Raw genomic sequence first — 13,103 nt, forward strand, 5'->3', positions numbered from 1 at the left:
TGGGCGACTGGCGGGGTGTGAGGTGGCCGGCGGGCGCGAGCGGGCCGGCCGGGGCGGTGGCCGGCCGGCCCGGTGGTGTACCGGGCCGGCCGGGGAGGTCACTCCTCCTCGGTGTCTTCCGCGGTGCGGAACGGGACGGTCACCGTGATGCCGATGCCCGGCTTGCGGTTCTCCTCGTCACCCGCGAGCGGGTCGTTGTGGATGATGTCCTTCTGCATGGCTGGCCTACCTTTCCTGTTGGTGAACGGAGTTCGGGTCGTGCGATCCGGGGGCACCGGACGGGCCGGTGCTCCCGGAGACCCCGCTCTCGGGGAAGCGGGGAGTTCGGGGGGCCGCCGGGACCGGGCGCAGGTGCCGGTCGAGGAAGCCCAGGGCGCGCCGCAGCACGGCCATGTGGTCGGCGCCGGTGTATCCGTCGTGCCCGGTCTCCAGCCACATCGACTCGTGCACGACGCCGGCCGCCCGCAGCGCGGTGAGATAGCCGCGTACCTGGCCGGGCGGGCACTTGGCGTCGAGGCTCGCGGCGACCACCAGCAGCGGGGCCCGGACATCGGCGGCGTAGTGCAGCGGCGAACTGCGCCGGTAGCGGTCGGGAACGGTCTCGGGGGTGCCGCCGAACAGCCGCTCGTCCAGGGCGCGTAACGCGGGGGTGCCGGCACGGTACGCCGCCACGCAGTCGGCGACGGGCTTCACGGCCACGCCCGCCTGCCACAGCCCGGGCCGGGTGCCGAGCGCCAGCAGGGTCAGGTAGCCGCCCCAGGAGCTGCCCCACAGACCGAGCGCGTCCGCCCGCGCCAGGCCGCGGCGCAGCAGATCGGCACGGACCGCGACCAGGTCGGCGACCTGGGCGAGCCCGACGCCCTCGGTGTACGCGGTGCGCCAGCGCGGCCCGTAGCCGGTGGAGCCGCGGTAGTTGACCCGGGCGACCGCGAAACCGGAGGCGACCAGGGAGTGCACCTGCGGGTCGTAGGCGTCGCGGTCGTGGTCGGCGGGACCGCCGTGCACGAGGAAGACCAACGGGGGCCGCGGTCCGGGTGCCGGGTCCGGTTGGCTGAGCAGGGTGTGCACCGGACCGTCCGGGCCGGGCGTCCACAGGTCGCGGTGCCGGCCGGGAACGGGCGCGGGCAGGCCCCCGAGCGCCGGCAGCCGGGTGCCGGCGGTGGAGCGGAGCTGCGGGGGCGTGGTGCTGTCGGTCCAGAGGTAGTGCACATCGTCGCCCGGGTGCGGGGCGGCGTCCAGCAGTGTGCCGGGCGGGGTGGGCACGGTGGTGAGGGTGTGCCGGTCGAGGTCGGCCGTGGCGAGGGCGGAACGGCCGTGCCGGTCCTGCCGGACGAGGACCCGGCGCCCGGTGGGGTACCAGCGCGCCGTGATCTCGGTGTCGAAGCGGCACCAGTCGTGGTTCCGCAACCCGCCGCTCGGCGTCCAACTGGCAATCAGATAGCGCTCGTTGGCCTCGCGGACGAGCAGCAGCTCGCCGTCCGCCGCCGCCCCGGGGGCGAAACCGAGCGCCCACAGTCTCCCGTGTCGTCCGGACAGCCGGGCGACCTCCGCGACCTCCCCGCCGGAGCAGCCCAGGAGGATGACCGCACGATCGGATGCGGCCGGCCCCGACACCGCCAGCAGCCGGCCCGCCGGCGAGATGCCCGTGAGCAGCGCAGGGCCGTCGACGGTCAGCACCGGTCGGCCCGGGCCGCCCGCGATGCCGAGGTGCACGGTCGTCCGGCGGCCGTCCCCCAGGCCGATCGCCGCCGTCCCGGTGTCGCTGACGGCGAGGCCGTGCGGCAGCCCCGGCCGGAGGCCGGCCAGTCCCGGAACGGCCGGTCCGCCGTCGAAGTCCTGGAAGTGCCACCGTCCCCGGCCGCTCCGGTCCTCCGCGAACCACCACACCCGCGCGGCCGCGTCGACCGCGCAGTGCAGCGTCCCGTCGGGGCTGTCGGTGAGCTGGCGCGTGGTGCCCGTGCCGGCGTCCCAGGTGAAGATCTCGCACCGGCCGTCGGCGTCCGCGGCGAGTGCCATCCGTGCCGGGTCGCGCGGGCAGACCTCGGGCAGCGCCGGCCGGTAGACCCGGAAGCCCGTACCGGCGGCCGATAGGGGGCGGGCGTGTGCCGCGGAGGTGTTCATGCCCGCTCCTTCGGGGTGGCGGAGGATTCCGGCGGGCGGGTGCGGGACGCCGTGGCCTCGCGGCGGTACGCCGTGGCCTCGCGGCGGTACGCCGTTGCCGCGTGGCGGGAGGCCGGGGAGCAGGTGGCGTACAGCGCGAGCCCGCTCAGCACCACGGCGCAGCCGAGGGACGTGGCGACGGTCCCGGCCTGATCGGTGACCAGTCCCGCGACCGCCGGTGCCACGGCCGCCGCCGCCCCCGACGCGGTGGCCAGCACCGTCCCGGTACGGGCCTGGAGTTGGGGCGGGACGGTCTGCAGGACCCGGGCCTGGAGCGCCACGGTGGCGAGCGGGGTCAGCGCACACAGCAGACCGAAGAGCAGACCGAACTGCCAGGCGTCGCGGGCCACCGCCAGGGCCGCGGCGGGCGGCACCAGCAGCCAGGACACCGTCACCAGCACCTGCGTCGCGGAGTGCCGGCCGGCCAGGCGGGGTGCGGCGAGCGAACCGGCGAGACCGGTCGCCCCGGCCAGCGCGAGCACCAGACCCAGGGGAGCCGCGGCCCTGCCGTGGTCCTGCAGGGCGAAGACCGCCGTGTAATACAGCGCGACGAGCACGGCGTTGACCGCCGCGGTCCAGACCAGCGCCAGCCTGAGAAAGGGCTCGCGACGCACCATGCCGAGTCCCGCCCCGGCTTCGGCGGCCAGTGCCCGCCAGGGCCGGGACGGTCCGCCGGGCGCCGGGCGCCTGGTGTGCTGCGCCGACAGACCGGACCGCATGGCCCCGATGCAGGCCGCGGCGACGACGTACGACACCGCGTCCGCGAGGAACGGCAGCCAGCGCCCGGCGTGGAAGAGCAGCCCGCCCAGTGCGGGTCCCAGTACGAGGGCGGCTCGTTCCCCCGCCTGTAATCGCGACAGGACGCGTCGGTGGTCCGCGGGGGCGCACACCAGGGCGACGGTGCCGAGGGACGCCGTCTCGTAGCAGGCGGTCGCCGCCCGTTCGACGAGTATGAGGGCCAGGAGTGCGGCCGGCGGGGCCGAACCGGACCATGCTGCCGCGGCGACGACGGTCATCGAAGCGGCAGACACCAGCGCGGCGCCCACCATGACACGCTTGCGCGCTCCGCGATCGGCGGGAACGGCGGCGAGCGGGCCGAGCAGCAGGGTCGCTGCCGCGGAGAGCCCCGCGACGGCGCCGACTTCGGCCGGGGAACGGCCCAGGCTCAGCAGCAACAACGGCAGGACGAGCCCGGACGCCTGGCTGCCCAGCGCGTCGGAGGCACCGGCCCACCAGAAGAGCCGGATGTCGCGACGGGCATGCGGTGTGCCGCCGGTGAGGGCGCCCGGCCGGGAGTCCTGAGGTAAGTCGTACGGCGAGTCGCCTGCTGGGGGCCCCGCCGGTCTTCGTTCCATGCGAAGCCACCCCACATCTGTGTGCAGATCGTGAAGATCGACACACGTTTAGGTCAACTTGCGAAGGAAATGTGCTCGAAGCGTGCCGGAGCTTAGCCACACCGTGACGCAGGCCACAAGGCCCCGAAGGGGGAGTCTTGGCGGTGGGCACCGCCGCTTCGCGAGAAAGCCGTCCGTCCGCAACGGCCGGCAAAAAAAGAAGGGCAAAGAGCGCACCGCTCCCTGCCACTCTCAACGTATAGCGCATGGGGGGCCTTGCGGCAAGGCCCCCGTCATGCCGCAGAATCGCCCGCCGAAGCCCAGAACCTGCGGAAACGGGGATTGTTGTGATCGACGTGATCATTGCCGGCGGCGGACCGACCGGCATGATGCTGGCCGCCGAGCTGCGGCTGCACGGGGTGCACGTGGTGGTGCTGGAGAAGGCGACGGAGCCGACCGCGTTCGTCCGCGCGCTCGGCCTGCACGTACGCAGCATCGAAGTGATGGACCAACGCGGTCTGCTGGAGCGGTTCCTCCAGCAGGGCCGGCAGTTCAGGGTCGGCGGTTTCATCGCCGGCATCGGCGTGCCCTGGCCCGACCGGCTGGACACCGCACATCCCTACACCCTCGGCATCCCGCAGACCGTCACCGACCGTCTGCTGGCCGAGCACGCCGCCGAGCTCGGCGCCGAGATCCGGCGCGGCTGCGAAGTGGTCGGGCTGAGCCAGGACGACGAGGGCGTGACCATCGAGCTGGCCGACGGCACGCGGCTGCGCTCGCGCTACCTCGTCGGCTGCGACGGCGGCCGCAGCACGGTGCGCAAGCTGCTCGGCGTCGGCTTCCCCGGCGAGCCCACCCGGGTGGAGACGCTGCTGGGCGAGATGGAGGTGGACGTTCCAGAGGAGACGGTGGCCGCCGTGGTGGCCGAGGTGCGCAAGACCCAGGTGCGGTTCGGGCTCGGGCACCTCGGTGACGGGGTCTACCGCGTCGTCGTGCCTGCCGCGGGGGTGGCCGAGGACCGTACGGCCGCGCCGACCCTGGAGGAGGTCAAACGGCAGCTGGTGGCGACCGCCGGCACCGACTTCGGCGTGCACTCGCCGCGTTGGCTGTCCCGCTTCGGCGACGCCACCCGCCTGGCCGAACGCTACCGAGTGGGCCGGGTGCTGCTGGCCGGCGACGCGGCGCACGTCCACCCGCCGATCGGCGGACAGGGCCTCAACCTCGGCATCCAGGACGCCTTCAACGTCGGCTGGAAGCTCGCCGCCGAGGTGAACGGCTGGGCGCCGGAAGGGTTGTTGGACACCTACGAAGCCGAACGGCACCCGGTGGCCGCCGCCGTGCTGGACCACACCCGCGCGCAGATGGAACTGGTGTCCACCGAGCCGGGCCCCCAGGCGGTGCGCCGGCTGCTGTCGGAGCTGATGGACTTCGAGGAGGTGAACCGCCACCTGATCGAGAAGCTCACCGGAATCGCGATCCGCTACGACTTCGGCGAGGGACACGACCTGCTCGGCCGGCGGCTGCGGGACGTGGAGCTGAAGCAGGGGCGCCTCTACGAGTTGATGCACGGCGGCCGCGGACTGCTGCTCGACCGGACCGGCAGGCTTTCGGTGGCGGGCTGGGCGGACCGGGTCGACCACATCGTCGACGTCGGCGGGGAACCGGACGTGCCCGCGGTGCTGCTGCGGCCGGACGGCCATGTGGTGTGGGTCGGTGACGACCAGCAGGAGCTGACCGGGCGACTGCCCGAGTGGTTCGGTGCTGCGGTGAGTTGAGCGCGCGGTCACGGCCGGAAGGGCGGGCCGTGATCGGCCCCTCCCGGCCGACTCCGTCGTGGGTCGGCCGGGAGGGGCGTCGGCGCTGTTCGGGCCGGCGGTCTCCGCGCCGGCGGGATGCGCTGCGTCGATCAGTGGTGCTTCGCCTTGGCGGCGCAGGCGCCGGACGCGCACGCGGTGAGCCAGGCGTCGAAGTCGGCGTCGTAGTTGGTGCCGATGTCGTGGTAGACGGCGTAGCCGCCCTGGTAGTCACCGGTCCGGAAGCGGCCGAGCATGGTGGCGATGTCCTCGGGGTGCTTCTCGAACATATAGCGGACCGCGAGGTAGCCCCAGGGGTAGGTGCGGGTCACGTCGCTGTTGTCGTAGGTGCTCTGGAACAGCGTGCTCAGCTTGTAGGTGTGCTTCCCGGCCTCGCTGACCGCCTCTTCGTCGGTGATCTTCCGGTAGCCGTACGAGACGTACTCGGCGAAACCCTCGATCCACCAGACGTCCGGGACCGACGTCTGCTGGCCGAAGTCGCCCTTCATGTCGTCACGGGCGTCGATGTAGTGCGTGTACTCGTGGTTGAGGTTCCAGATCCGGGCCGGGAAACCGTTGTCGTCGCTCCTCTGGTACATGATGGACATCGGCTTGTTGTCGGGCTTGGTGGGGTCCCCGATCATGGTGATGCCGCCGTTGTTGGTGTCGACGCCGAAGATGGCCCCGGCGTAGGTCTGGTAGTCGCTGCGACTGCCGAACACGACGAGCTGGATGGTCGATTCGTACTGGCCGGGTATCGGGCCGTCGTTCTTCACCAGGTCGTGGACGTACGCGTCCTGGCTCAGGAGGCTGGTGCAGGCGGCGTCGAGCTCCTCGGGCTTCAGCGCCTGCGCCTTGATGGTGTGCGTCGCATCGCACTCGTGGGTGACCGGCAGCGCCGCCTTGGTCAGCTGGTCGGAGAGGTCGCAGACACCGAAGTACGAGCAGTTGTCCTTGTCGTAGGAGTCTGCCTGGGAGGCGACGGTGACCCACAGCGGCGCCGTCGGGCCGTTGATCTTCGAGGCGTCCAGCAGGCCCTTCATCAGCGGCCGGACCTTGTCCCGGAGGGCCTGGTGCTCGACGTACCGGGCGACGTTCATCCCGGCGTTGGAGTCGAGGTAGGAGTTCTCGGTGCCCAGCATGTCCAGGTGGTCGAGCGCGAACTTGTTGAGGGTGTCGATGATGCTCGGATCGGCCGTGACCGCTTTGACGTACTCGGGGTTCCAGTTCCCGCGCCACAGCGGGGTGTACACGTTGTTGACGGCGGCCAGCATGCTGGGGATGTCGTCGTAGGAGCTGTTGTAGCCGCCCAGCACCTGCTTGTAGACGTCCAGGTAGCGGCCCTGCTCGTTGGCGCTGTCGGTGAGGGTGATGACCTCGCTCAGGACGTCGCCGTTGTCCGAAGTGACGTCCTTGGAATGGGAGTTGGCGAAGAACGCGTCCAGGCTGCCCTCGCTGGCCGCTGCCAGGTTCGCGCCGTAGTCGCCGACGTCGTCCGGGTGGTTGGACTGCACGTAGTAGCCGGCGCGCAGGAACAGCACGAGCTGCAACACATTGGCCGAGTTGTCACCGGGGTAGGCCGTCGCCCCGCTCTTGAAGGCGTCGGCGACGGTGACCATCTGCTCCTCGCGGAAGACGTCGCGCGCATCGCTGCCGGTGACGCTGAACAGCGTGTTGACGCACTCCGTGGTCGAGGCCTGGACGAACGTGACCAGTTCGGAGCCCGTACGGCCGCCGAAGTCGCCCGGGCTGCAGGAGGCCTTGGTGCCCGGCTTCGGGGCGTGGTGCCGTCCCGCGCCGGTCGGAGGGGTGGTGGCCTTCTCCGCGCTGAGTGGGGGGAGTTGGGAGGTGCCGAGGGGGCGGCGCTGTGCGGCGGGCCGTTCGTTCGCACCGGTGGTCGGACCGGTCGGGGGTACGGCGTGGGGGGTGATGTTCCGGGATGCGGACACGGCCTGGTCCGGGGCGGCCGGCGGGGGCGGTGCCGCCAGTGCCGGTGCGGTCAGGAAGCCGGCCAGTGTGGCGCAGGCGGCCAGGGCGCCGGTCACGCATCTGGGCAGGGGTGAGCGGTAGCGCATCCATGCTCCTTTGTGGGGGTTTCGTGGGGGGCCGCCTCGGGATCGGGCTGAGGCGTGAGTGGCACCTTCTCAGCGCACACCGGCCGCGACAATACGGTGTGACATAGCACATGGCGCACCGCAGTCATAACCTCAGGAACCACGGACCCCAAGAGCCCCAGCGACCCATGGGTGTGGGCCGGCTACGGTCTGGTCGTCACGTTCCAGGTGCGCGAGGCCCAGGAGCGGAAGTGCGGTGACTGCGCGATGAGCGCACGGTATGCCGCGGCGGCGGAGGTGAAGAGGGTGTCCGCGACCTCGTCGGCCGGGCTTCCGCGCCGCCAGGCCAGTACGTAACGGCACCACAGGGGCGTGCCGGACAGCGGTTTGACCAGGACGCCGGGGATCGGCCGGAACGTCGCCTGCACGATGGAGGCCCCGAGGCCCTCGGCGATCATGTTCTGCAACTGCTGCTGGTCGCCGAGGAATTCGTGCACCGCCGCCGGGGTGAAGCCGGCCGCGTCACAGGCCGCGTAGAAGACGCCCGGCCAGCCCGCACCGTCGTCCGGGGTGAGGAACCACGGGTCGTCGGCCAGGTCGGCGAGCGCCACCTCCTGGCAGTGCCGGAGCCGGTGACCGGACGGCAGGGCGACGAAGCTCGGCTCGGTGACGATCCCGCGGTGCGCCACGGCGGCGGAATGCCGCAACTCGCGTCCGGGGTAGTCGGCGGCGATCGCGGCGTCCACCTCGCCGCTCTCCAGGAGGTCGACGATCTCCGAGGACGGGTACACGCTGCTCACCGTCAGCGCGAGATCGGACCGCCGGCTGCGGAGCCGGACGAGCATACCGGCGAGGACCGGTGAGTTGGTCGCGGCCAGGCGGATCGGCCGGCCGGCTCGCGTGCCCGCGGCCGGCAGGCGTCCGATCGCGGCCGCGCGGGCCAGCACGTCACGGGCCTGCGCCAGGACCTCGGTGCCGTACCGCGTCAGCTCGACGCCCGAGGGGTGCCGCTCGAACAGCGGGCGGCCGAAGTACCCCTCTATCCGCCGGAGTTGGGTGCTCATCGCGGGTTGTGAGTACCCCAGTTCCGAGGCCGCCCGGCCCACGCTCCCGGCGTCGGCGATCGCGCACAGCACCCTCAGATGCCGAAGCTCCAACTCCATGCCCGCAACTCCTCCCGTCCGCGTGGAAGCCACCTCATCGCGCTCCGGGCGCCGGCGCCAGAGCGGGGAACGGCCTTGCCGGCCATCGGACGGCAGGAAAGGCCGAGCGCCCCTGCGTGAGGGGCGCTCGGGCGCGGTTCCGGGGGGAGGGGCTACTCGCCCACCACGCCCGACTTGGCGATGACGATGTCGGCGCTGGTGGCACCGCTGCGCGAGCCCAGGGCCTCGACCTTCTTCACGACCTCCATGCCCTCGACGACCTCGCCGAAGACGACGTGCTTGTTGTCGAGCCAGTCGGTGACGATGGTGGTGATGAAGAACTGGGAACCGTTGCTGTTCGGGCCCGCGTTGGCCATCGACAGCTGACCGGGCTTGGTGTGCTTGATCCGGAAGTTCTCGTCGGCGAACTTCTCGCCGTAGATGCTCTTGCCGCCGGTCCCGTCGCCGGCCGTGAAGTCACCGCCCTGAAGCATGAAGGTCGGGATGACCCGGTGGAAGCTGGAGCCCTCGTAACCGAAGCCGTGCTGGCCGGTGGCGAGCTCGCGGAAGTTCCGCGCGGTCTTGGGGACCACGTCGTCGAACAGGGTGAAGACGATCCGGCCGGCCGGCTCGCCGTCGATGGTGATGTCGAAGTACACGTCGTTGTTGCTCATGGTGGCATCTTCACATCCCGTCGCTCCGGGCCGCGCGCGGGGCCCACCCCTTCCGTTCCTGGCCCCGCCGGGCCCCGGGGTGGCCGCACCGCCGGACGCCCTCCTGCGGCATGCCCGCCGTGCCGGCGCATTACGGCAAATCCGGCCGCGGGACGACTACTACGGCGTACGCCCCGTGGCAATGCATGAAATTCGGCCAATGAATAGGCAGTCGAAAGTCAGACATCGGGGGAAACCTCTCCATGGCCGAGCGGGCATCGCAGAATCTGGGCCGTGAAGAACTGTGCGCGCGTACACTTCCGGCCCGCCGGGTCGGGCCGTTGGGGCGGCCGGCCTGCGGCCTTGCTCGAACGAACGGGCGATTTCGTCGTCCCATGCGCAACGGGGGTCACCGGGGTTGTCGGGCGTTAAGGTAAATGAGGGTAAAAGTTACCGTCGGTTAGTCTGAGTGGGGGTTGCTAGTGCGTGACCGGGGGTGAGACTGTGGCCACGTCGAACTGGCGTAAAAAAGCTTCTACAGGTGGATCGCAGAGAATGTCGAACGGTACTTGTCGGTAATACGTACGCTTCTCTCGTTCCTCCTTTCGGGTGTCGCCGGCTCGTATGTAATGGGCTGCGACGTGCCGAGAGAGTCTCGTACGCGTCGGTTGTCAGCAGCTCTTGTGTGGGGGGTATGTGATAGCGAGCCGGGCCATGGTGCATATGCCGCCGGGCGTCCTCTCGGGGACGTGGGGCGGAGGAAGCGCCCCGCAGATGTCTGCATCGCATCGGATGTGTGCATCGAGGCGGAGGGGGTACGCGGCGGGATCCGGACGGTATCCCGTCGACTGTCCGAGCCCGGACGCATATGCGGCCGTCGCCGGAGGCCGATGACGCCGCCCGGCCGCACGCCCACATAAGTCCGTCAGCCACCGGGCCGGCGCGCTGCCGGGTGGATACGGTGCCCAATTCCCCGGGGCGCCGGTGACATCGTGAATACCGCTACCGCCGTTCCGGCTGCGGTCATTTCGTCCTGGGCGGCCTGGGCGCAACGGCGTGGAAACGGTGGAAACGCATGCACAACGACAACTCGGCAGGCAGCAATCAGGATCTGGAGTTTGCGGTGACAGTGAGTTCCTGGAGTTCCTCGTGCCGTTCGGAGCAGTGCTTATCCGGCGGCATACCCGGCTGCCGGCCGTTAGGGGTGCCGCCCGCTCGCGCGGAACGCTCCTTTTCCTGTCCCGCTCCCCGTTTCCGTCCGGCCTTCGGGGAGAAGCGGTGACCAGCAAGCAGAGACAGGCCCCGTTCGCCTTCGACGCGCTCGTCGACCGGTGGAGAACGCGGCGGAAGGCCGATCCGGTCCGTTACGACGAGGACCAGAAGCTGTGGCAGGTCGCGGACCACCGCACGGTGACCGCCGTGCTCGCCGACCCGGTGACGTACTCCTCGGACTTCTCGGGTCTGGTCCCCACTCAGGAGGACTTCGAGACCTTCCGCCGGGGGAACTTCGTCGGGATGGACCCGCCGGCGCACCGCACCCTGCGCACTCTGGTCAGCCAGGCGTTCACCCCGCGCGTGGTGGCCGGACTGGAACCGAGGATCGAGGCCATCACCCGGGAGCTGCTGGACGCCGTCGCGGACCGGGACCGGTTCGACATGGTGGACGCGCTGGCCTACCCCCTGCCGATCATCGTGATCGCCGAGCTGCTGGGCGTGCCGGTCAGCGACCGCGGGATGTTCCAGGAGTGGGCGACCACCCTCTTCGCCGGGGAAGGCATCGGCGAATCGCTGGACATGGCCGATGTGGAGCAGGCGCTGAACTCCATCGCGCCGACCGTCCGTGAGATGAACGGCTATGTCCTCGACCACATCCGGCAGCAGCGGAAGGACCCGGGCGACGGGCTGATCGCCCGGCTGCTGGCGGCCGAGGTGAACGGCACCCGGCTGGCGGACCAGGAGATCGTCGGGTTCGTGGCCCTGCTGCTGGTGGCCGGGCACATCACCACCACGGCCCTGCTCGGCAACGCCGTGGTGAGCCTCGACCAGTACCCGGACGCCGCCGCGCTGGTGCGGACCGATCCCGGCCGGCTGCCGGACGCCGTCGAGGAGGTGCTGCGCTGGCTCCCGCCGTTCCCCGAACTGGGCCGCCGCACCACCCGCGAGGTCGAGCTGGGCGGCCGGACCCTCCCCGCCGGCTCCGTGGTGATGGCGAACCTGGCCACCGCCAACCGCGATGCGGACCGGTTCGCGGACCCCGACGTCTTCGACGTGACCCGCAACCCCAACCCCCACCTGACGTTCGGGCACGGCATCCACTTCTGTTTCGGTGCCCCCCTGGCCAGGCTGGAGGCGCGGATCGCGCTGCGGCAGCTGCTGGATCGTTTCTCCGCTCTGGCGATCCCCTGCCGCGACGAGGTCGAACTGCAGAATCCGGCCGTCATCGTCAGCGTGCGCCGACTGCCGGTGGAGGTGCAGCGGCGATAGCCCGCCCGGCGGGCCACGCGTCCTTCCTCCTCCGTCCCTCGTACCGGGAGTTCCCTTCTCATGCCGTACGCCACGACTGCTCCGGCCACCACCCGGCAGCCGACGCAGATACGACGCCTCTTACAAGAGCGTCTGGACACGCTCGCCCGCGCCCACCAGGTCCCGGGTGCCCAACTCGCGGTTCATACGGGCGGGGTGACGTATGCGGTGCACACGGGAGTCGCGGACGTCACGACCGACGAACCCCTGGGCAGCGGCACCGCGGTGCCGCTCGGGTCCGTCACCAAGGTCTACACCGCGGCCGTCGCCATGCTGCTCGTCGCCGACGGCGATGTGTCGCTCACCGACCCCGTCGGCACCCACGTGCCGGAGCTGGCGCGGCTGCCGCGGATGACCGTGCGGCAACTGCTCAGCCACACCGCAGGGCTGCCGACGGGACCCGACTCCGACGACGCGGCGGCGCTGACCCCGGCCCGTTACCTTGCCGGCCACGCCACCGACGTCGTCTGCCCGCCCGGCGGCGGCTTCTCCTACTCCAACGCCGGTTATGTCGCCGCCGGACGGCTGATCGAAGCGGTGACCGGTATGTCCTGGCAGGAGGCGGTGCGGGCCTTCCTCCTGGAACCCCTGGGCACCACGCCGGCCTTCCTCACCGACCCCGCACCGGCCCGACCGGTGGCGCGCGGCCACTCCGCGAACGCCCTCACCGGCCGCGTCCGCCCGGTGCAGCAGACCCTGGCGCCGGTGGAGGCACCGGCCGGTGCGCTGCTGGCCAGTGCGCTCGAACTGGTCGCCCTGGGCCGGGTGTTGATCGGTCACGGCCCCCGTACGGTGCTGACCGCGGAGGACGCCGAGGAGATGCGCCGCCCCGTCCCCGGCGCCCACCCCGGCGTGCTCGCGGATGCCTGGGGACTGGGACCGGCGCTCTTCCAGGACGGCGGCCGGCAGTGGTGCGGCCACGACGGCAACGCCCAGGGCACGTCCTGTTTCCTGCGGGCCGAGCCGGACAGCGGCGACATCGTCGCCTTCACCGGCAACGCCAACAGCGGCACCGCCCTGTGGCACGAACTGGCCGACGACCTCGCCCAGATCGCCGGTGTGAGCCTCCCACCCGCCCCCGCCCCCGCTCCGCGCGACGCCCCCGTCCGCGCACTTCCCCAGGGCGCCGGGACGTACCGCAACGGCACCGTCGACTACCGCGTCACGGCCGACGAACAGGGGACCCTCACGCTGTCCGTCAACGGCGACAGCCCCGCCCCGCTGGTCTGCCATCCGGACCTCAGCTGCGATCTGGTGGACCCCGCCACCGGCCGACGGCTGCCCGGCGGACGCTTCCTCCGCGATCCGGACACGGGCGCGATCGACCGGCTGCAGATCTCCGGCCGGACGGCACGCCGCACCGACATCGGCTGACCGCTCACAGCCCGGCGGTTCCGCGCGCGCCTCCCCCCCCTTTTGTGCGCCGGACCCGCCCGTACACCCC

The 13,103-nt window shown here is 71.5% G+C and carries 8 protein-coding genes; 3 read left to right on the forward strand and 5 right to left on the reverse strand.

Features of this window, described 5'->3' with window-relative positions; genetic code table 11:
* Positions 1 to 225: 225 nt before the first annotated feature.
* Positions 226 to 2,121 (reverse strand): prolyl oligopeptidase family serine peptidase, encoded by a 1,896-nt coding sequence (locus AB0G35_RS12895; protein ID WP_360947757.1) that lies wholly within the window; start codon positions 2,119 to 2,121, stop codon positions 226 to 228.
* A complete protein-coding gene (locus AB0G35_RS12900; RefSeq protein WP_360947759.1) occupies positions 2,118 to 3,515 on the reverse strand; it encodes an MFS transporter in 1,398 nt (465 codons plus the stop codon). The genes AB0G35_RS12895 and AB0G35_RS12900 overlap by 4 nt, the downstream gene beginning before the upstream one ends.
* A 326-nt stretch (positions 3,516 to 3,841) precedes the next feature.
* Here AB0G35_RS12900 and rox point away from each other — a divergent pair, with 326 nt between their 5' ends.
* Positions 3,842 to 5,269 carry a rifampin monooxygenase gene (gene rox, locus AB0G35_RS12905; RefSeq protein ID WP_360947761.1) on the forward strand — a complete coding sequence of 476 codons (1,428 nt, stop codon included), beginning with the start codon at positions 3,842 to 3,844 and terminating at the stop codon, positions 5,267 to 5,269.
* Positions 5,270 to 5,400: 131 nt separating this feature from the next.
* Here rox and AB0G35_RS12910 read toward each other — a convergent pair whose 3' ends face one another.
* The 3 genes from AB0G35_RS12910 to AB0G35_RS12920 form a co-directional block, all read right to left on the reverse strand.
* The gene (locus tag AB0G35_RS12910; protein ID WP_360947763.1) at positions 5,401 to 7,362 is read right to left on the reverse strand and encodes a collagenase; all 1,962 of its coding nucleotides are present in this window, start codon (positions 7,360 to 7,362) and stop codon (positions 5,401 to 5,403) included.
* Between the two features lie 182 nt (positions 7,363 to 7,544).
* On the reverse strand, positions 7,545 to 8,504 hold the full coding sequence (locus tag AB0G35_RS12915) for a LysR substrate-binding domain-containing protein (RefSeq protein ID WP_360947765.1): 960 nt from the start codon (positions 8,502 to 8,504) through the stop codon (positions 7,545 to 7,547).
* A gap of 152 nt (positions 8,505 to 8,656) precedes the next feature.
* Positions 8,657 to 9,157, reverse strand: coding sequence for a peptidylprolyl isomerase (locus AB0G35_RS12920; RefSeq protein ID WP_360947767.1), 501 nt, complete (start codon positions 9,155 to 9,157; stop codon positions 8,657 to 8,659).
* A 1,257-nt stretch (positions 9,158 to 10,414) separates the two neighbouring features.
* On the opposite strand from AB0G35_RS12920, the gene AB0G35_RS12925 reads away from it, so the two are divergent.
* Together AB0G35_RS12925 and AB0G35_RS12930 are read left to right on the forward strand one after the other, a co-directional pair.
* Positions 10,415 to 11,620, forward strand: a complete 1,206-nt coding sequence (locus AB0G35_RS12925) for a cytochrome P450 (RefSeq protein ID WP_360947769.1) — start codon at positions 10,415 to 10,417, stop codon at positions 11,618 to 11,620.
* 60 nt (positions 11,621 to 11,680) lie between these two features.
* Positions 11,681 to 13,033: a serine hydrolase domain-containing protein gene (locus tag AB0G35_RS12930; RefSeq protein ID WP_360947771.1), complete on the forward strand. Its 1,353-nt coding sequence runs from the start codon at positions 11,681 to 11,683 to the stop codon at positions 13,031 to 13,033.
* Positions 13,034 to 13,103 lie beyond the last annotated feature (70 nt).

This window comes from Streptomyces sp. NPDC021749 (genome assembly GCF_040640655.1).
Classification (GTDB): Bacteria; Actinomycetota; Actinomycetes; order Streptomycetales; family Streptomycetaceae; genus Streptomyces.